The following is a 19,942-nucleotide window of genomic DNA, read 5'->3' on the forward strand; positions in this document are numbered from 1 at the left end:
ACAGATGACTAGTTTATTGGTAATTATAGTTTTAGTTTTATTAGGCATTGCAATATGGCAGTTAACTAAAATATTCCACCTGACCCAAATTGGAACAGCTAATGCTGAAGATTCAGCGATGGCGCAAATAGCCAACGACAGGGATAATAATGTTAACGGCTACCTGATGTTTGCCTTTGTGGGATTCATCTATGTCTTTACAATTTTCTCTTTGTGGAAATGGGGACACCTGGTATTAGGTACTCCGGCTTCTGAACATGGCCCTGAAATAGACCGTATTATGGCAATTTCTATGGTGCTTATCTTTTTTGTACAGACGATCACACAATTCCTGCTTCACTATTTTGCATTTAAATACAGAGGTAAACAAGGGAAAGTAGCTTACTACTATGCCGATAACGATAAATTAGAGTTCATCTGGACTATTATACCGGTAATTGTTCTTGCAGGACTTATCCTTTACGGATTATATGCATGGACAAACATCATGTTCCTGGATGACAAGAACGAAGATGCAGTTTATGTGGAAGTATATGCTAAGCAATTTAACTGGGAAGTTCGCTATACTGGCCCGGACGGAGCACTTGGAAAAGCTAACGTAAGGTATATTGATGGCGTAAATACAATGGGTGTTGACATGTCCGACCCGAACGCGCAGGATGATATCACCGCTACAGAGCTACACTTACCAAAAGGCAAGCAGATCATATTCAAGTTCCGTTCGCAGGATGTATTGCACTCTGCTTACATGCCGCACTTCAGGGCACAGATGAATGTTGTGCCGGGTATGGTGACACAGTTTGGTTTCACACCGACCGTTACTACCGACGAGATGCGCCAGGATCCTGCTATCATGAAAAAAGTTGCTCACATCAATGAGATCAGGTCCAAGAAAAGTGCCGACCTTATTGCTAAAGGAGAGCAGGCACTTGAGCCTTATACCTTCGACTACCTGTTGCTTTGTAACAAGATATGCGGACAGTCACACTACAACATGCAGATGAAGATCGTTGTAGAAGATGAAGCCGATTTCAAAAAATGGCTAAGTGGTAAAGAAACGCTTTCGGCAGCTGTGAAGAAGTCTAAAGAAGCGCCGGCAGCTCCTGCAGGTGGCGAGGCAGCTCCGGCGGAACCGGCAGATTCTGCAGCAGTGAAGACTGATTCTACTATGGTAGCCCAGGTAATAAAAAAATAATTCTTTTTAAATATATTCAAATTAAAGAAATATGTCAGCAGTAGGACACGAAATACACGGTCACGACGAACACGGTCACCACGATGAGCATCACCACCATAAAGATACTTTCATAACGAAATATATCTTTAGCATCGACCATAAGATGATTGCCAAGCAGTACCTTATTACGGGTATTTTGATGGGAGTCCTCGGTGTGGGTATGTCATTGCTATTCCGTATGCAGATCGCATGGCCGGAAGAATCTTTCGGGATATTTAAAGTGCTTTTGGGCGATAAATTCGCTCCAAACGGAGTAATGCGCAACGATATTTACCTGGCACTTGTAACCATACACGGTACCATAATGGTATTCTTTGTACTAACGGCCGGTTTGAGTGGTACCTTTAGTAACCTCCTCATTCCGTTGCAGATTGGTGCGCGGGATATGGCATCCGGTTTCATGAACATGATCTCCTACTGGTTGTTCTTCCTTTCTACAATAATCATGGTAATGTCATTGTTTGTTGAGGCAGGCCCTGCATCTGCAGGATGGACGATCTATCCGCCATTGAGCGCATTGCCACAGGCAATACCGGGCTCAGGAGCAGGTATGACGCTTTGGCTGGTTTCTATGGCTATCTTCATCGCTTCATCGCTAATGGGATCGCTTAACTATGTGGTAACCGTTATCAACCTTCGTACAAAAGGTATGTCGATGACAAGGCTTCCGCTTACAATATGGGCATTCTTCATCACTGCGGTTATCGGTATCATTTCGTTCCCGGTACTATTCTCGGCAGCGTTGCTACTTATATTCGACAGGAGCTTCGGTACATCGTTCTTCCTTTCCGATATTTTCATTGCAGGCGAGGTTCTTCACTACCAGGGAGGTTCCCCGGTATTGTTCGAGCACCTTTTCTGGTTCCTTGGTCACCCGGAGGTATACATCGTACTCCTGCCTGCCCTTGGTATTACATCTGAAGTTATTGCGACCAACTCACGTAAGCCGATCTTCGGTTACCGTGCGATGATCGCCTCTATACTTGCCATCGCGTTCCTGTCAACCATCGTTTGGGGCCACCACATGTTCATCTCGGGTATGAACCCGTTCCTGGGCTCGGTGTTTACCTTCACAACGCTATTGATCGCGATACCATCGGCAGTAAAAGCATTCAACTACATCACGACCCTTTGGAGGGGTAACCTGCAGCTTAACCCTGCAATGCTCTTCTCTATCGGATTGGTGTCAACGTTTATCACAGGTGGTCTTACAGGTATCATCCTGGGTGACAGTACGCTGGATATCAACGTTCACGATACGTACTTCGTTGTAGCCCACTTCCACCTTGTAATGGGTATCTCTGCACTATACGGCTTCTTTGCCGGTGTGTACCACTGGTTCCCAAGAATGTTCGGAAGGATGCTCAACAAAAACCTTGGCTACATCCACTTCTGGGTAACGGCGGTGTGTGCTTACGGCGTATTCTTCCCGATGCACTTTATCGGTATGGCAGGCCTACCAAGGCGTTACTATACCAACACGGCATTCCCGTTGTTCGATGACCTTTCCGATGTGAACGTGCTTATCACAATGTTCGCTATCATTGGAGCAGCCTTCCAGCTGGTATTCCTTTGGAACTTCTTCTATAGCATATTCAAAGGCCCTAGGGCGCCGCAAAACCCATGGAGGTCGAACACCCTTGAGTGGACTGCCCCTGTAGAGCACATACACGGTAACTGGCCGGGCGAAATACCTGAAGTATACAGGTGGCCTTATGACTATAGCAAACCGGGTCATGACGACGACTTCGTTCCACAAAATGTCCCTATGAAACCGGGCGAAGAGCAGCTACATCATTAATTCAATCTTACTTATAATAGAAAAGTGGCAGGTGAAAACCTGCCACTTTTTTTTGTCCTCACCCCCAGCCCCTCTCCCAAGGAGAGGGGAGCAGGACGATGCACGACGAATTTACGTTTTCTGGCAGGAGTGTAGCTTTTCCCCTCCTTGGAGGGGTGCCCAAAGGGCGGGGTGGTTAATCCATCAATGCCTTTTTCCCAGACAACCATCAACCATCAACCGACAACCAAAAATTAGGAGCAGTAACGGCTTGGTGCAATTGCTACACTTCGTCCCGCTTTCCGCTCTATCCCGCTCGTTCCTCGCGGGGATGCCGCTGCAATCGGGGCTAGGAGGGAAGGGTGGTGTGTGCATGGCGCCGTTATGTCATTAGCTTCGCTTAACCGCCGTGTCATTCTGACGAAGTAAGAATCCCGCCTAAGCAGGAGTTTTCTTTTTAAGGTTATTGGCTTCAACAAAAGTGGAAACAGTTAATCTGTGGGCTCCTAATATCCTGCCTATGGCACTATAGGATATTTTACGTTTTAGCAGTTTTCGAATCTCTTCTTCCTTGCCCGTTAATTTAAGCACAGACGATTTACTGCCCTTTGGCCTTCCCAGTATAACACCTTCGGCCTTTCGTCGCGCTAAGGCCTCCTTTGTGCGTTGAGAGATAAGATTTCGTTCTATCTCCGCGGAGAGGCCGAAAGCAAATGCCAATACTTTTGAGTTGATGTTGTTTCCAAGTTCGTAACGTTCCTTTACAGTAAAGACCTGAATGTCCTTCTCCATACAATCGTGAAGTATTTTCATGATCTGCATCAGGTTACGGCCCATTCGTGAAAGTTCAGAAACAATAAGCATATCGCCTTTCTGCATTTTCTTTAGCAGCCCGCCAAATTTGCGTTGGTCCAGTTTCTTGGTTGCGCTTATCTTTTCATCAATCCATTCGTCAATAGCGATGTTTCGCTCTTTGCAGAAATTCTTGATCTCAAATTTTTGGTTTTGCGTTGTTTGTTTGTCAGTGCTGACGCGAATGTAGCCGTAGATCATGATGTGGTGTGGTTTAGTTTAATAGTAGACCTTTTTTCTTAATATTAAATGTATGAAATATATATAAGCCTTTAAATTGGTGAGAATGTCCTTAACCAAAGCCAGCGATTATGTTCGACAGAAGTTTGGCAAAATTTCTTTTAATTCCGGTAGTTGGGTGGTACTTAGCACCATTGAACTGCAAATAAAAAACAAAATCGAAAATATTGGAAAACCGCTAAAAGACTGGGATATTCAAATCAATTATGGCATAAAGACTGGTTTTAATGAGGCATTCATAATCAACTCAGCCAAGCGGGATGAACTAATTGGAAAATGTCCAAAATCTGAAGAAATCATTCGACCAATTTTACGCGGCAGGGATATTAAAAAATATAAGGCTGATTGGGCAGGGTTGTACATTATAAATACTCATACTGGCTATAAAAGTCAATCTGGACAAATAATTCCCGCAGTAAATATTGAAGAGTATCCGGCAATCAAAGACCATTTGGATAAATTTTACACACAACTATCTGTAAGGCAAGACAAAGGAATGACTCCATACCATTTGAGGAGCTGTATTTATATGGAGGATTTTTATAAACAAAAAATTGTATGGGGGAACTTAAATCTTAGTGCATCATATTGCTTAGCTGAAGAAGGTATGTTTATAAATGCACCTTGCGCAATTATAACACCATACAGTGCGTATTTACTTGCAATTCTAAACTCTAGGATCGCAGATTATTATATAAGAAACCTTGGAGTTACTAGAAATGGTGGATATTTCGAGTATAAACCAATGTTTGTTGAGAAATTACCACTTCCAATTCTATCTGATAATGAACGGGAAGCTTTATCAAAGTTAGTCGAAAATCCAACTATACAAAATCAATATGAAATCAACTTACTTATATATAAAATTTATGGTCTGTCAGCGAGTGAGATTTCCTTCGTCGAGTCTCTTTTCAATTAAATTCATTTTATATGATTTAATGACTTCAATTTCATCCTTCTCAAGACTTAATGCTTCAGACCAAATGTTGTTCAGTCGTTCTATAGATTCTTGATTAGTAGATAATTCGTTTATTATTAAGCGCATTTCGTTTACATGTGATAAACTGATTTCAGGAATAAAGGCATCATCAAGATATGCCTTTTTGTATCGAAATCCAGTGGAGTCAAATTGGGGTCCCGTATAAAATTTTGAGAAAGTATAGAATCCTAGATCAGAACTAAGAAATAAATATATTAAATCTATTTCTTTTCCAACCATAATAAAATTTGTCGCTTCTACAAAAAAGTTTTTTTGGTCAAGATAGAAATATGGATAGGTTTTTAACATTTCTTTTTGGGTTGGCATTCTCATTATATCTGGATAAATAAGTTTTTGTTTATAAAAATCCTCCCAATAACTTATGCTATCCTGAACTTCAAACCATTGATTGGCTGTTTTTTTTCTTGAATCTATATCCCCTGTTTGTCTTAATCTATCATAACCGAATGATAATAAATGTTCTTTCACTGCCGGATATTCTTCGATGTCAATTTTAAGGCTTGGAAATGTAGTGATGATATGCAATCCAGCCCATTGTGCTTTGTAACGTTTGATATCCCTGCCGCGTAAAATTGGTCGAATGATTTCTTCAGATTTTGGACATTTTCCAATTAGTTCATCCCGCTTGGCTGAGTTGATTATGAATGCCTCATTAAAACCAGTCTTTATGCCATAATTGATTTGAATATCCCAGTCTTTTAGCGGTTTTCCAATATTTTCGATTTTGTTTTTTATTTGCAGTTCAATGGTGCTAAGTACCACCCAACTACCGGAATTAAAAGAAATTTTGCCAAACTTCTGTCGAACATAATCGCTGATATTATTTATACTGAAATCTTTGTCTAAAATACAGGCATTAGTAGCTCCTTCATAAAGCGCTTTTTCGCCTATCCAAATATTGGTGTCAACGGTAGCTGTATCAAATACCTGTATGCCGCCAAAGTCAATCAATATCAATGGATTAGATTGCTCTACAAAATACTTTCGCAGACTTTCACCATAGGCCGCTCGCATCCATTTGTTTGATGTAATAAAACTTAGCAATCCTTTCCTCTTTAGAATGTTTATGCCAAGCTCATAGAAAAGGCTGTAAATGTCGCCTGTTTTCACATAGGTGTGATAATGCATACGTTGCAGGTCGGCTCCGGCCTGTCCCATTTTTTGTAACTGTATATATGGCGGGTTACCAATAATAACATCAAAGCCGATAAAATTCCCATCATCATCCAAAACCTCGGGAAATTCAAAGCGCCATTCGAATGCATTCTCATACATTTTGTTGCTCTTTATTTCTTCGATTTCGGTATCCAGTTTCTTAATTTCAGCAATCAGCGCTTTTAACTTCTTGTCCCGTACGGCTGCTTCTTTTTTTGTAGGTTCAAAAAGGCCGGTTTGGTTTTTAAGGGTCGTAAGTTCACCGTTCTTGTTGTAAAGTTTTGTGACTTTAGGATCGTTCTTGTTTATCTCACTCCTGAAATTACCCTTTATGTCATTTATCAACCTTTCCATTTCACGTTTTTGCTCCTTATCTTCTGCATTACGATACGTGACCACTGCATTTTTGTAACTTTCGATAGACCACTTTGTATCCTTTAGCGCTTTCTTCAGGTCAACATCAAGTCCAAAACGGCTTATGAGTGAATTGCCATTCTTGATATTGATGTCAATATTCGGAAGGGTTTCCAGTTCTTTATGGTCAGGGCCTTTATAATAAGCATTCTTCAACAGCTCAATCCAAAGGCGAAGGCGGCATATCTTTACGGAGTTCGGATTAATGTCTACACCAAACAGGCAGTTCTCAATGATGGTTTCTTTTTCGTGGAACAGCGTTTCCTGTACACGCCTGCTTTCTTCATTGAGAGGATTATACTGGAACGGCCTTCCATCTTCATCGGTAACTATCAATTCATCATTAACTACATCAATTTGATAATCTTTTAACTTTCTTCCATTTTTGTCTACTAAGATTTTTAAATCATATTTAATAGCAAGAATTTCATTAAGAGCAGAAACCAAAAAATGTCCCGATCCAACTGCGGGATCACATATTCTTAAACTGTTTACAATGTAATTTGCTTCTTCAATATCGAGCTCTTTATTGTAAATATCTTTAAGGTCTTTTGCATCCCAACCTTTAATAGCGTTGAACCGTTGCACCACGGCACGGCGAATGGTTTCCCTGCACATGTACATGGTAATAAAACCGGGGGTAAAGAAGGAGCCGTCTTTATAGCCATTTATCTTTTCGAAGATAAGACCAAGCACAGAGGCGTTGATAAGGCGCTTATTGTCCTCCTGTATTTCCTCACTGCCTTCGCTGGAAAAGTCGTAGGCATCGAGGAAAGCAAAGAAATAATGCAGGGCATCCATAGTACCCGCCTGTTTTTTCCCGGACACATCTTTCAATACAGTTTGCGATGTAAAAGCAAGCGGCTTATGGTCTTCGAGTTGAGAAATGAACAAGGTTTGGTGCTCAATCTCGGTAGGCTCAAAGAGGGAACTGTTGAGATACGGTACATGAGCATATAGTTTTTGTACATCGGTATTACGCTCGTCCGGTTTTTTGGCAAGCACCTGGAAAAAGAGTTTGTCCAGGTCGTCGTAATCCCTAATCTTATCGGCGTTCAGGAAAGCGTATTTTTTGTCGCCTTTATGGTAGGCCGTGAGTTGCGCTTCCAAAAGCTTTAGGAACAATATCCTGTTTACCCACGTGATGGTGAGTTCGAGCGCCACGTTGAAAAGGCGTTCATCTGTAGTGTCACCAAATTGTTTGAGATTTGTGATGCGCGAAAGCTTGTCGCGGCTGTCCAGCTGGATGATGGCGTTTTCGAGTAGTGAGGCAGAGTTGCGCTGACCTTCTTTATTACGTCCGATGATCTTCTTGCCGCCTTCCTTGGTTTCGGCAAGGCCTATGATGTGCAATAGCTCGGCGTAGAAATTCTTGTCGAGCGTATTGCTGTCATTAGCGAATGAAAGCTTTAGCAGGTGCTCGGGTGAGAAGAGTTTGTATAATGCGATGAGCTGGCGGTCATCCTCCTTATCATTGTTGCGCAATGGCTTTTCGAACTTTCGTATATCTACGTATGTGTATTCTATAGTGCCGGCAACAGCTTCAATGCATGGGGCCGCGATGTCTTTGTAAAATGCACTGGTAGAAGTGTTGGACAATGATTTGCCTTCTGATTCTTTAAACTTGCGAACCAATTCTGTATTTTGGGCAAACAGCTTATCAAACACTTGTGCGTCAAAGATAAACCACTCGTATAGATTGGTAGCAATCAGGTGGCGCACCTCGAGGTTTTTATGGGTGATGCGCTCGCGCAGGTAATATAACACCAGTTCCTGTAGCGCCTTACAATTGATCTTCTCACGGGTAATCATCTCTGACTTATTCTTCGGGCTTTTGGTCTCAATGATAACCCCTACAGAACTCTTTGTGTCCTTTCCGTTATGGATAACCAAATCGTTCCGCTCCTTGGTATTGATATAGAAGTCCGGCGCATAATACGTGCTCTTGAAGAAATCTGATATGATATTCTTGTGGAATTCTTCGCTCTCACCCTTCCTTTCATTGCTTTGGTCCAACGTAGAGATAAGTTTGATCTTGAAGCGCTCGATACTTTCCCTGTCCGGCTTAACTTTGAGGTAGGCTTTATTGAGGGCTTTGCGGGGTTCTATAGGTGTTGTTAGCATATTGTTAAAAATTCTGCCATAAATATACGTATACGTTTTTATTAGACAACAAACAATTGAGATTCTTCACTGCGTTCAGAATGACAGATGACAGCCAAGATAAAACCACTTTCCCGAATAGCCCCGATAGAGCCGGTATCCTGCCGTAGCTTGCGGAGGCAGATAAAGGCGAACGCGGGAACTGCCACTCCAAAAAAGCACTGGCCATTCCGCTCCCGTTAAAAGCCATTATCCGGCATAAAAGTAAAACCCGCCATGGTATTGTCACGGCGGGTTTTTCATAATTACTGCGTATCAATTGATTAAATATATAATATATTGATATTCAACGCTTTATGTGATATTGCTATTGGTTTAATAGTAAAGGTATATACCCCTAACCTGTGTTAAATTTTAGTCGATGATTTAGGGCGGGTCAGGTAGTACACCGGTATCCCGGCCAGCATGATCACTACGCCCCAGCCGCAGGTTTCGGGCTTGTCCTTGAGGAGCATCACACAGAAGGTGGCCGCCAGGATAATGTAGATGGCAGGCAGGACAGGATAGCCAAAGGCCTTGTAGGGGCGGTCGGCATTGGGCATTTTGCGCCTCAGGATAAAGATGCCGGCAATGGTGAGGATATAGAAGATCATCACGATGATCATTACATAGTCGAGCAGGTCGCCATACTGCCCGCTCAGGCACAGCGCCGATGCCCAGATGCACTGGAACCACAGGCCCCATCCGGGAACGCTCGATTTGTTGAGCCCCGCCGCCTTTTTGAAGAACAGGCCGTCTTTGGCCATAGTGTAATACACCCGTGCCCCGGCCATGATAAGGCCGTTGTTGCACCCGAAGGTCGATATCATTATCATAATGGCGATGATGTACGTTCCCGTCCCGCCAAAGATAGGCTGGGCCGCCGCGATGGCTACCCGCTCCTGGTCGGCAAAGGCAATGCCATCCAGTGGCAGCACGGCCAGGTACATCACGTTGGCCGCGATATAGATGATCGTCACGATAAGCGTCCCGTAGAAAAGGCTCAGCCCCACATTGCGGTGCGGGTCTTTTATCTCGCCCGATATGAAGGTAACGCCGTTCCACGCATCACTGGAGAATAGGGACCCCACCATCGATGCAGCAATAGCCGACATCAGTACGCCGCCGCCTATGGCAGTCCAAGATCCGGTATCCTTGCTCCACTGTCTTGCGCTCCAGGCATCGGCCCAGTTGGCATCCCAGATTTCACCCTTAGCGGCGAGTATGAATCCAAAGATGATCAGCCCGAAAAGCGAGGCGATCTTGGTAATTGTAAAGATGGTCTGGATGTATTTGCCATTCTTCACCCCCCGGCTATTGATGAACGTGAGCAAGACTATCGTTGCGATAGACACCAGCTGCGCGGCATTCAGCTTAAAGGCACCGACCTCGTAAAGGATATTTTCAGGTCCTAAAGGCGGGTAGAGGTAAGCGGCGAATTTACCAAAGGCAACACCCACTGCGGCAATGGTCCCCGTTTGTATTACGGCAAAGAAGCTCCATCCGTAGAGGAAGGCAATGAGCTTGTTGTAGGCTTCTTTCAGGTAGACGTATTGCCCGCCCGCTTTTGGGAACATGGCGCTCAGTTCGCCGTAGCTCACCGCAGCGATCATGGTCATCAGGCCTGACAGTACCCAGATAAGGATGAGCCACCCGGCGCTTCCCACCTGCTGCACCATCCCGGCGCTGACGATAAAAATCCCCGATCCTATCATCGACCCTACTACGAGCATCGTGCCGTCGAGCAGGCCCAGTTCGCGCTTTAAGTGCTTGTTTTCGTGTTCGTTTTCCATAATTGGTTTTTGGTTTGTTTGCTAAAGATATTAAAAAAGCATTAGGTGTAAATATTTATTTGGGCGTGCCGGCTCCGTGCCTCCGCCGTCGGGCTTTCGCCTTTATCTGCCTTCGTTCCTCCGGCAGGATATCGGCTCTATCCCTCACGCGGACGTAGACATCATGTTTTACGTTAATAAGGTTATTTATCTTCCTTGCTCCCCTCTCCTTTGGAGAGGGGCTGGGGGTGAGGCCAACATCCACCTCGGACTTCGGACCTCCGACCTCCGACAAATCCCCCCGACTTTTAACTTACTTTAAATATTTCCCCAAAACAAAAAAAACTATCTTTATCAAAACCACCCACTATGAAAAACAATAACAAAGACGGCTTTAAGGTCAATGAAGAAGGGAAGCAATTCGAATTGCACGTAGAAGGCCAGGTCGCTTTCCTCGAATACTACCGCGAAGGCGAAAAGATATTCCTTACCCACACCGAAGTGCCGGAGTCATTACGCGGTCAGGGCATCGCGGCGCGGCTGGTTAAGAGCACGTTCCAGTGCGCCAAAGACAATGGGCTTACCGTTATGCCATTGTGCTCCTATGTAATGCATTATGTCGACGAAAATCCCGAATGGGGCGATGTGCTTTCTGAGGGCTACAGGATGTAGCCAAGTCAACGCATAATAAAAAATAAGCCACGAATTACACGAATTTTCACAAATTGCCAATTGATGAATTTACTTTTCTAATAAATTAGCGGAAAGAGGAGAGAATTAGTTGAAATTAGTGTAATTCGTGGCTAAGCTTTCCTAAAACCCACTTGGTGCGTTGCCCTAAGGATGTATCTGTAAGGACAACCGAAATTTCGATTATCTTTGCTGCATGAATGAGAATTTAGACCCTACGAACACCAATTATAACGCGGAAGAGCTGGACCTTGAAAAGAAATTAAGGCCGCTCTCGTTCGACGACTTTACCGGGCAGGACCAAGTGCTGGAAAACCTTTTGGTATTCGTGCAGGCAGCCAACATGCGTGGGGAGGCATTAGATCACACACTGTTCCATGGCCCTCCGGGACTGGGGAAGACCACATTGGCGAACATCCTTGCGAATGAACTGGGCGTAGGCATCAAGATAACTTCAGGGCCGGTGCTCGATAAGCCGGGCGACCTTGCCGGGCTGCTAACCAACCTTGAAGAAAGGGACATTCTTTTTATAGACGAAATTCACCGCCTCAGCCCCATAGTGGAAGAATACCTGTATTCGGCAATGGAGGATTTCAGGATCGATATCATGATCGAGTCGGGCCCGAATGCACGCTCAGTACAAATAGGGCTGAACCCGTTCACGCTTGTAGGGGCCACCACACGCTCCGGATTGCTTACAGCGCCTATGCGCGCCCGTTTCGGGATTTCCAGCCGGTTGTCCTATTACACCACCGAACTGCTTACCACGATCGTGCAGCGCAGCTCGATGATCTTAAAAATGCCCATAACCATGGAAGCTGCCATCGAGATCGCAGGCCGCAGCCGTGGTACGCCGCGTATTGCCAATGCACTGCTGCGAAGGGTGCGCGACTTTGCCCAGATAAAAGGTAACGGGAAAATAGATATTGAGATTGCTAAATACGCGCTTAAAGCCCTACACGTCGATGCCCACGGCCTTGACGAAATGGACAATAAGATACTCAACACCATTATTGATAAATTCAAAGGTGGGCCGGTAGGCCTGTCCACATTGGCAACTGCTGTATCAGAAAGCGGAGAGACCATCGAAGAGGTATACGAACCATTCCTCATCCAGGAAGGCTTTATCATGCGTACGCCTAGGGGACGCGAAGTTACAGAGAAAGCATACAAGCATTTAGGCAAGGTAAGGCTCGGCCCGCAGGGAGGGTTGTTTGATTAAAGATTTCAGATTTCAGAATGTAGATTTCAGATTGAGCTGCATCCGTAAAAAAGGAGTATTTTCGTAAAGAAGAAATTATCGTTTATGACATCTGAACAATTAAAAATCAGGACAAAACAGTATTCGTTATTGATCATTAATTTGGTCGAGAAGCTACCTGTAACAACAGCTTCAAAGATCGTGGCATATCAAATTGCAAAATCGGGCACTTCTGTAGGAGCTAACTATAGAGCAGTTTGCAGGGCAAGAAGTGATAGGGAATTTATTTCTAAAATGGAGATCGTATTGGAAGAAGCTGATGAAACTTTATTTTGGCTTGAAATTATAAGCGAAAAATGTTGGATAGAAAAAGATAGTATTGATGCAATTTGGAAGGAAGGTAATGAACTCACGGCGATCTTTGTAAGTTCGTTAAAAACGGTAAAGTCGAAGATATGAAGTACATCGTTCTCAATCTGAAATCTACGATCTGAAATCTGAAATTAAATACTCCGCCTTCATCAAATCCGAAGCCAAACGCCTCGGCTTCATCTCCTGCGGTATATCCCGTGCCGGTTTTTTAGAAGAGGAAGCCCCGCGACTTGAGAAATGGCTCAACGAGAACAGGCACGGCCAAATGCAGTACATGGAGAACCATTTCGATAAGCGGCTCGATCCGACATTGCTTGTTGATGGTGCCAAAAGCGTAATCTCCCTCCTGCTGAATTACTATCCATCCGAAACGCAAATTGAAGGTTCCTATAAAATATCCAAATATGCCTACGGGCAGGACTACCATTTCGTCATAAAAGAAAAGCTGAAAGAACTGCTGCACTCGATACAGTCGACTATCGGTGAAGTAGGAGGCAGGGCTTTCGTTGATTCCGCGCCCGTGCTCGATAAGGCCTGGGCAGCCAAAAGCGGCCTCGGATGGATAGGCAAAAACAGCAATCTCCTCAGCAAGCAGGTAGGCTCTTTCTTTTTTATTGCCGAGCTTATTGTTGACCTCGAACTCGAATACGACCACGCCGTAACCGACCACTGCGGGAGCTGCACCGCCTGCCTCGATGCCTGCCCCACCCAGGCTATTATCCAACCCTATGTGGTGGACGGCAGCAAATGCATTTCTTATTTTACCATAGAATTAAAGGATAACCTGCCTGCCGAAATGAAAGGCAAGTTTGACGAATGGGCCTTTGGGTGCGACATTTGCCAGGACGTTTGCCCCTGGAACCGCTTCTCAAAACCACATTCCGAACCGCTCTTTAATCCGCACCCCGACCTGCTTTCACTTACCAAGAAAGACTGGGAAGAGATCACCGAAGATACCTTTAGGGCTGTATTCAAAAATTCCGCCGTAAAGCGCACCAAATATGAAGGGCTTAAAAGGAATATTGATTTCCTTAGGCCCCACAGTTAACTACTCAAAAAACTTCATCTCAAAAAGGATGTAGTGCTTAATGCCAAACTCCTTTCCCCAGGTTTCTATATCCTTGCCGCTCACTTCAACCGCGCACCACTGCTTTCCGCCATCTTCATCTTCATGGGGCAGTATATAGGCAAAAGCATAAAAGGGTTGGCCCGGCTCAATGTTAACAAAGGCGCTGGCACCATAGTCACGCAGGCTGTAATCGTCGGAGGGCAGGCATTTGTAGACCTCATTTAATTCAAAACGGTCAAACATAAATTTCATTTTAAGGTGCTTTTTATCGGCTTTAGATGCTATAACGGTCATATTCACCGTGTCGCCCTGCACCTTTCCTATGTAGCTGAATACATTGGTATTCATTACCGTATCTGTTTTTGAGAGCTTGCCATTCCAAAATTCCTTCGCCACAATAGTATAACGCTTGTTGTTAAGCTCGGCACCTTTAAACTGGACCTTAAAATACTCAATGCCCTGAAAACGCATCAGGTGCACCATCTCTTTATTGTCTGACATCGACTTCGAATTCATAATGATTTTGCCGGAAACCGATTCCTGTGCAAAGCCTGCCGTTACTAACAGCAGTGTAGTGATAATGTGTGAAAGTTTCATGGTATCTGGTTTTAATGATATGGGCAAATGTAGGCGGTCGGTTTCAGGAAGATGGTTAACCAGGATAAATTAGGGTTAATTAGTGTTAACAGAACTAACAGTGGTATATTTTAAATTTTAATTTTGAGCTATATGAAACGGAGCATCCTTTGGGTATTTATATTGATGTCGCTTTGTGTGGCGGGTATTACTGTCTTTCAGCTGTATTACAGCTACAAAAGCTATGCGGTGGAGTCGGCTGCTTTTGAGCGTAATATAAATGAGGCGCTCAACCAGGCGGTAGACAGCACCTTTAAGGATCGGCATAATCAGGTACTTAAAAAACTCAGGGGATGGCTTAATGATCCTGAATTTATAACCATATCGTGTAAATGGAATGAGGTGCAGCACCTTACAGTGTTCAATATTAAACAGGTAGTTCCATCTGCCGACGGGCAAAATGACATCAGTATGAGTATTGATTATTTTACCGAAAGGGCTGATAGCCTTACACCTAAAGCCAGGAAAATATTTATAGACCACATGATAGATTACGTAGGTACAGAACTTAAAAAGGGTTTTGTATGGTATTACACGCAAAAGCTGGGCGATAGTATTAATAAGGCCGCGTTTTCTGAACCTCAGGATATAAATCAGATACGCAGGCGCTACAAGCAAACATTGCATACAAGGGGCATTGATTTGCCTTTCTTGTTCGACCGAAATAAGCTTCCTGAAAATTCCATCACTACAAAAAAGGTAAATATTGCGGTTGGCCGCCCCCAAAAAGAAGAATGGCTGCAGGCAACGTTTATAGACACCAATGCTTTTTTAATGAAACAAATGCGTCGGCTTTTGGCGGGTTCGGTGGGACTGTTTGTTATATTGCTGCTGTGCTTTTGGTACACAGCAAAGACCCTGTTAAGCCAACATAAGCTCAATAAAATGAAAGATGATTTCATCAGCAATATGACGCACGAGATACACACGCCGTTGTCTTCTATTTTAGTCACTGCCGAGGCCCTGAAAAAATTTCGCCACGACGAAGAGGCTCAGCAAAGCTATATCGACATAATCCTCCATCAGGGACAAAAGCTGTCGGCTCTTACCGAAGAGATCCTTGCAGGCGCCAAAATGGAAAAAGCCGGAATGCCATTGGGAGACATCATTGAAGTGAATGCCTTTATTAAAAACATAATTGATAACGGTCATTATAAAAACATAGAATATTCCGGCAGTGGACAATCGGTTTCCCTAAAAGTAAACGCACTCCATTTGGCGAATGCCGTGGCGAACCTCATTGACAATGCAATCAAATACAATACTGCCGATGAGCCATTAGTCACCATTGCCTGTACGGTTTCGAATAAAGAAGTGGTTATTTCGGTTACAGATAACGGACCAGGGATACCCGATAGCGAAAAAGAACGGATATTCGGACAGTTTTACCGCATCCCTTCCGGGAATGTGCATAATATTAAAGGCTACGGACTTGGCCTTAGCTATGTTCGGAAAGTGGTTGCGGCACACAAAGGAGTCATTTCCGTTAAAGACAATGTGTCTTCGGGAAGTATTTTTACGATCAAACTGCCATTATGAAAGCACAGCATAAAATACTATTAGCCGAAGACGAGCCCTTTTTAGGCAAGGTGGTTAAGGAAAGCCTTGAAAAGCAGGGTTATGAAGTTATGCTGGCTCCTGATGGCAGGAAAGCGTGGGAGCTGTTCAACGAGGGAGGATTTTCCATCTGCATATTGGATGTGATGATGCCCTACAAGGACGGCTTTACCCTTGCAGCCCAGATACGGCAGTCCAATAGCAAAATCCCGATGATGTTCCTTACCGCAAAGGCCGATATTAAAGATGTAGCCGAAGGGTATGCGAGCGGCGGCAACGATTACCTCAAAAAGCCCTTTAGCCTCGATGAGCTTTTTCTCCGTATAGCCGAACTCCTTAAACGCAGCACTAATGATGATGCACCTCAAAATGAAACAGCGATTGGCAGCTATACCTTCCTTTACCACCGCCAGGAACTCAAAGACAGTTCGCAGAAGATCGTAAAGCTTTCGCATAAAGAAGCCGAATTGCTCGCCTTACTGCTGCAGCATAAGAACAATGTGCTCGACAGGAAAGCCACGCTACTGAAATTATGGGGAGACGACAGCTTCTTCAACACCCGCAACATGGATGTCTATATCACACGGCTACGAAATAAATTAAAAGGTGACGCCTCGGTTGAGATCGTAAATATACGAGGGTTTGGGTATAAGCTTATCTGCTGATTCATATATAACTTCCTTATTTATGCCGAAAAGAAAACCGTTAAAAATTTCTTAGTTCCGTTCATAGGTTTAACTTTGTGGGTTCGGTACCAAATGTTAAAAGATGAATCAATACAGTAAAAGACGCGAAGCCCTGTTATACCACGCAAAACCGCATCCCGGTAAAATACAGGTAGTACCCACAAAGCCTTACGCCACCCAGCGGGACCTTTCGCTTGCGTATTCTCCGGGTGTTGCGGAGCCCTGCCTCGAAATTGCGAAAGACGTAGACAACGTATATAAATATACCGCCAAAGGAAACCTTGTTGCCGTAATTTCTAACGGGACTGCCGTTCTTGGCTTGGGCGATATCGGCCCCGAAGCCTCTAAGCCGGTAATGGAGGGGAAAGGCCTATTGTTTAAGATATTTGCCGATATCGATGTTTTTGACATTGAGGTAGATACTAAAGATGTAGAGGCTTTTATCCAGACGGTAAAAAACATCGCGCCGACTTTCGGCGGGATTAACCTTGAGGACATCAAAGCCCCGGAATCGTTCGAGATTGAAAGAAGGCTTGTAGAAGAGCTGAATATCCCGGTGATGCACGACGACCAGCACGGAACCGCCATCATATCATCTGCTGCGTTGCTGAATGCCGTAGAGCTTGCTGAGAAAAAATTAAACGAGATCAGGATCGTGGTCTCAGGTGCCGGTTCTGCCGCACTTGCCTGCGCCAACCTGTACCTCTTGTTGGGCGTAAAGGTAGAGAACATAATCATGTTCGACAAAGACGGAATGCTGGTAAACAGCCGTACCGACCTCTCCGACCTGCAACGAAAATATGCCAAGGAGCAGTTAATGACATTGGGTGAAGCTATAAAAGATTCAGATGTCTTTTTAGGCCTTTCGGTAGGGAATATCCTTACACCCGAAATGCTCCTGAGTATGGCGGCGAACCCGATTGTGTTTGCAATGGCAAACCCCATACCCGAAATAAATTACGACGTTGCAATAGGTACACGTCCCGATGTTATTATGGCAACAGGACGGTCGGATCATCCTAACCAGGTGAATAACGTACTGGGTTTTCCGTACATCTTCAGGGGTGCGCTCGATGTGAGGGCATCAAAGATAAACGAGGCCATGAAAATGGCTGCCGTAACTGCTTTGGCAGAATTAGCAAAAGCGCCCGTACCCGAACAGGTAAATATTGCGTATGGAGAGACAAAGCTGAATTTTGGCCGCGAATATATTATCCCGAAACCTTTTGATCCAAGGCTTATAGCCGTTGTAGCGCCTGCTGTAGCAAGGGCTGCCATGGAAAGCGGCGTGGCAAAGCACCCGATACTCGACTGGGATAAATATACCGAAGAGCTGCTGGAACGCCTTGGCAACGACAACAAAATGGTGAGGCTTCTTACCAACAGGGCGAAAACCGACCCGAAACGTATCGTTTTTGCCGAAGCCGACCACCTGGATGTGCTGAAAGCTGCCCAGATCGTACTGGAAGAAAAAATAGGGTTCCCGATACTTTTGGGTAACCGAGAGAAGATAAACCTGCTCAAATCAGAAATTGGCTTTGATGCCGAAGTGGCCATCATCGACCCAAAAACCGATGCCGAGGACGAAAGGCGCTACCGTTATGCTGAATCTTTTTGGAAGAGCAGGCAGCGCAGGGGCATCAACCTGCTGGATGCGCAAAAGTGGATGCGCGAACGTAATTATTTTGCGGCAATGATGGTAAACGAAGGCGAGGCTGATGCACTGGTTACCGGCTATTCCCGTAGCTATCCTTCTACCGTTAAGCCGATCATGCTGTTGATAGACAAGGCTCCGGGTGTTACGCGGATAGCGACAACCAACATGATGCTTACCAAACGGGGGCCACTGTTCCTTTCGGATACCGCAATCAATCCTAACCCAAATGCTGAAGATCTTGCGAGGATAGCGCTGATGACAGCCCGCACCGTTCGGATGTTTGGAATGGAACCGGTAATAGCTATGGTGTCGTTCTCTAACTTTGGGTCGTCAACCGATCCAAGCGCCGTAAAAGTGCGCGAGGCAGTGGCATACCTTCACAAAGAACATCCTGATCTTATCGTTGACGGAGAAATACAGGCCGACTTTGCCCTGAATCCGGATATGCATAAAAGTAAATTCCCGTTCTCAAAACTGGCAGGCAAAAAAGTGAATACGCTAATTTTTCCAAACCTTGAATCGGCGAATATTACGTATAAAATACTTAAAGAGCTTGACCATGTAGTTTCTATAGGCCCTATAATGCTGGGCATGGATAAGCCGGTACACATTTTCCAGCTGGGTGCCAGCGTAGAGGAAATGGTAAACATGGCTGCCGTAGCGGTAGTGGATGCGCAGGAAAAAGAAAAGCGCCTGAAGATGATAAAGAAGTAGGCCGCAGTCGTTAAATGAGGCAGGCAGCATAATGCCGCTTCAACATACCAATACAAAAGTATATAAGGAAAGTGGGGTAAACGGTTCGGCTCCTGTTTATTTCAATGTTAAAAAATAACATGAAAAAGGTAATACGACCGAAGTAAAAGAATTTTACTATTTTTGGGACTGTTAAAAAATTGATATGATAGCACATCTTCAGGGGAGAATGGTAGAGAAAACACCCACAGGTGTGGTAATAGACTGCAATGGGGTAGGTTATGACGTGAACATATCACTGCATACCTATTCGCTGCTGCCCGATTCGGACAACATAAAACTGTACACGTTTCTTCAGGTAAAGGAAGATGCGCATACCCTTTTCGGGTTTGCCGAAAAGGCCGAGCGGGAGCTTTTCAAACTGTTGCTGTCGGTTTCCGGTGTTGGTGCAAGTACGGCAAGGACCATGCTTTCTTCGTTGGAGCCAAAACAAATTATACATTCTATAGCTACTGCCGATGTAGTAACTATACAGTCTATAAAAGGCATAGGCAGCAAAACGGCGCAGCGGGTAATTCTCGACTTGAAAGATAAAGTGTTAAAACTATACGATTTAGGTGAAGTTTCCGTTTCGGGCTACAATACAAACAGGGAAGAAGCGTTATCTGCCTTGGAGGTATTAGGCTTTAACAAAAAATTGGCGGAAAAAGTGATTGATAAGATTGTTAAGGATGATCCGGGTGCGGGGGTGGAGACAATAATAAAATTAGCATTAAAAAACTTATAGTC

The 19,942-nt window shown here is 44.4% G+C and carries 15 protein-coding genes; 11 read left to right on the forward strand and 4 right to left on the reverse strand.

Going from position 1 to position 19,942, the window contains the following annotated elements; translation table 11 throughout:
* Positions 1-4 precede the first annotated feature (4 nt).
* Both AAEO56_RS15545 and AAEO56_RS15550 read left to right on the forward strand, forming a co-directional pair.
* Entirely contained in the window at positions 5-1,195 is a 1,191-nt protein-coding gene (locus AAEO56_RS15545) for a cytochrome c oxidase subunit II (RefSeq protein WP_341697980.1), read from the forward strand.
* Between the two features lie 31 nt (positions 1,196-1,226).
* Positions 1,227-3,038 carry a cytochrome c oxidase subunit I gene (locus AAEO56_RS15550; protein WP_341697981.1) on the forward strand — a complete coding sequence of 604 codons (1,812 nt, stop codon included), beginning with the start codon at positions 1,227-1,229 and terminating at the stop codon, positions 3,036-3,038.
* A gap of 417 nt (positions 3,039-3,455) precedes the next feature.
* On the opposite strand, the gene AAEO56_RS15555 is transcribed toward AAEO56_RS15550, so the two are convergent.
* On the reverse strand, positions 3,456-4,070 hold the full coding sequence (locus AAEO56_RS15555) for a master DNA invertase Mpi family serine-type recombinase (protein ID WP_341697982.1): 615 nt from the start codon (positions 4,068-4,070) through the stop codon (positions 3,456-3,458).
* Positions 4,071-4,155: 85 nt separating this feature from the next.
* Here AAEO56_RS15555 and AAEO56_RS15560 point away from each other — a divergent pair, with 85 nt between their 5' ends.
* Entirely contained in the window at positions 4,156-5,028 is an 873-nt protein-coding gene (locus AAEO56_RS15560; protein WP_341697983.1) for a TaqI-like C-terminal specificity domain-containing protein, read from the forward strand.
* Here the strand turns inward: AAEO56_RS15560 and AAEO56_RS15565 are convergent.
* Positions 4,987-8,802, reverse strand: a complete 3,816-nt coding sequence (locus AAEO56_RS15565; protein WP_341697984.1) for a type IIG restriction enzyme/methyltransferase — start codon at positions 8,800-8,802, stop codon at positions 4,987-4,989. The genes AAEO56_RS15560 and AAEO56_RS15565 overlap by 42 nt on opposite strands.
* Positions 8,803-9,188: 386 nt before the next feature.
* Positions 9,189-10,613: an APC family permease gene (locus AAEO56_RS15570; RefSeq protein ID WP_341697985.1), complete on the reverse strand. Its 1,425-nt coding sequence runs from the start codon at positions 10,611-10,613 to the stop codon at positions 9,189-9,191.
* Positions 10,614-10,961: 348 nt separating this feature from the next.
* On the opposite strand from AAEO56_RS15570, the gene AAEO56_RS15575 reads away from it, so the two are divergent.
* The 4 genes from AAEO56_RS15575 to queG all read left to right on the forward strand — a co-directional run bounded on the left by AAEO56_RS15575 (position 10,962) and on the right by queG (position 13,903).
* Positions 10,962-11,264, forward strand: coding sequence for a GNAT family N-acetyltransferase (locus tag AAEO56_RS15575; protein ID WP_341697986.1), 303 nt, complete (start codon positions 10,962-10,964; stop codon positions 11,262-11,264).
* Positions 11,265-11,478: 214 nt separating this feature from the next.
* On the forward strand, positions 11,479-12,504 hold the full coding sequence (gene ruvB / locus AAEO56_RS15580) for a Holliday junction branch migration DNA helicase RuvB (protein WP_341697987.1): 1,026 nt from the start codon (positions 11,479-11,481) through the stop codon (positions 12,502-12,504).
* An 84-nt stretch (positions 12,505-12,588) separates the two neighbouring features.
* The gene (locus tag AAEO56_RS15585; RefSeq protein WP_341697988.1) at positions 12,589-12,942 is read left to right on the forward strand and encodes a four helix bundle protein; all 354 of its coding nucleotides are present in this window, start codon (positions 12,589-12,591) and stop codon (positions 12,940-12,942) included.
* A 31-nt stretch (positions 12,943-12,973) separates the two neighbouring features.
* Complete coding sequence (gene queG, locus AAEO56_RS15590; protein ID WP_341698068.1) at positions 12,974-13,903, forward strand: tRNA epoxyqueuosine(34) reductase QueG; 930 nt, start codon at positions 12,974-12,976, stop codon at positions 13,901-13,903.
* On the opposite strand, the gene AAEO56_RS15595 is transcribed toward queG, so the two are convergent.
* Positions 13,904-14,521, reverse strand: a complete 618-nt coding sequence (locus AAEO56_RS15595; protein ID WP_341697989.1) for a hypothetical protein — start codon at positions 14,519-14,521, stop codon at positions 13,904-13,906. It lies immediately after the preceding gene.
* A gap of 132 nt (positions 14,522-14,653) precedes the next feature.
* Here AAEO56_RS15595 and AAEO56_RS15600 point away from each other — a divergent pair, with 132 nt between their 5' ends.
* The 4 genes from AAEO56_RS15600 to ruvA all read left to right on the forward strand — a co-directional run bounded on the left by AAEO56_RS15600 (position 14,654) and on the right by ruvA (position 19,940).
* Entirely contained in the window at positions 14,654-16,099 is a 1,446-nt protein-coding gene (locus AAEO56_RS15600) for a sensor histidine kinase (RefSeq protein WP_341697990.1), read from the forward strand.
* A complete protein-coding gene (locus AAEO56_RS15605; protein ID WP_341697991.1) occupies positions 16,096-16,782 on the forward strand; it encodes a response regulator transcription factor in 687 nt (228 codons plus the stop codon). The genes AAEO56_RS15600 and AAEO56_RS15605 overlap by 4 nt, the downstream gene beginning before the upstream one ends.
* 103 nt (positions 16,783-16,885) lie before the next feature.
* The gene (locus AAEO56_RS15610) at positions 16,886-19,174 is read left to right on the forward strand and encodes an NADP-dependent malic enzyme (protein WP_341697992.1); all 2,289 of its coding nucleotides are present in this window, start codon (positions 16,886-16,888) and stop codon (positions 19,172-19,174) included.
* A gap of 184 nt (positions 19,175-19,358) precedes the next feature.
* Entirely contained in the window at positions 19,359-19,940 is a 582-nt protein-coding gene (gene ruvA, locus AAEO56_RS15615; RefSeq protein ID WP_341697993.1) for a Holliday junction branch migration protein RuvA, read from the forward strand.
* The last annotated feature ends 2 nt before the right edge of the window (positions 19,941-19,942 follow it).

Source organism: Flavobacterium arundinis (assembly GCF_038289855.1).
In the GTDB taxonomy this organism is placed as follows: domain Bacteria; phylum Bacteroidota; class Bacteroidia; order Flavobacteriales; family Flavobacteriaceae; genus Flavobacterium; species Flavobacterium arundinis.

What these genes read in the sequence shown, in the direction of transcription:
- AAEO56_RS15545 (WP_341697980.1), top strand. Translation starts at nt 5, where the DNA reads ATGACTAGTTTATTGGTAATTATAGTTTTAGTTTTATTAGGCATTGCA.
- AAEO56_RS15550 (WP_341697981.1), top strand. Translation starts at nt 1,227, where the DNA reads ATGTCAGCAGTAGGACACGAAATACACGGTCACGACGAACACGGTCAC.
- AAEO56_RS15555 (WP_341697982.1), bottom strand. Translation starts at nt 4,070, where the DNA reads ATGATCTACGGCTACATTCGCGTCAGCACTGACAAACAAACAACGCAA.
- AAEO56_RS15560 (WP_341697983.1), top strand. Translation starts at nt 4,156, where the DNA reads ATGTCCTTAACCAAAGCCAGCGATTATGTTCGACAGAAGTTTGGCAAA.
- AAEO56_RS15565 (WP_341697984.1), bottom strand. Translation starts at nt 8,802, where the DNA reads ATGCTAACAACACCTATAGAACCCCGCAAAGCCCTCAATAAAGCCTAC.
- AAEO56_RS15570 (WP_341697985.1), bottom strand. Translation starts at nt 10,613, where the DNA reads ATGGAAAACGAACACGAAAACAAGCACTTAAAGCGCGAACTGGGCCTG.
- AAEO56_RS15575 (WP_341697986.1), top strand. Translation starts at nt 10,962, where the DNA reads ATGAAAAACAATAACAAAGACGGCTTTAAGGTCAATGAAGAAGGGAAG.
- ruvB (WP_341697987.1), top strand. Translation starts at nt 11,479, where the DNA reads ATGAATGAGAATTTAGACCCTACGAACACCAATTATAACGCGGAAGAG.
- AAEO56_RS15585 (WP_341697988.1), top strand. Translation starts at nt 12,589, where the DNA reads ATGACATCTGAACAATTAAAAATCAGGACAAAACAGTATTCGTTATTG.
- AAEO56_RS15595 (WP_341697989.1), bottom strand. Translation starts at nt 14,521, where the DNA reads ATGAAACTTTCACACATTATCACTACACTGCTGTTAGTAACGGCAGGC.
- AAEO56_RS15600 (WP_341697990.1), top strand. Translation starts at nt 14,654, where the DNA reads ATGAAACGGAGCATCCTTTGGGTATTTATATTGATGTCGCTTTGTGTG.
- AAEO56_RS15605 (WP_341697991.1), top strand. Translation starts at nt 16,096, where the DNA reads ATGAAAGCACAGCATAAAATACTATTAGCCGAAGACGAGCCCTTTTTA.
- AAEO56_RS15610 (WP_341697992.1), top strand. Translation starts at nt 16,886, where the DNA reads ATGAATCAATACAGTAAAAGACGCGAAGCCCTGTTATACCACGCAAAA.
- ruvA (WP_341697993.1), top strand. Translation starts at nt 19,359, where the DNA reads ATGATAGCACATCTTCAGGGGAGAATGGTAGAGAAAACACCCACAGGT.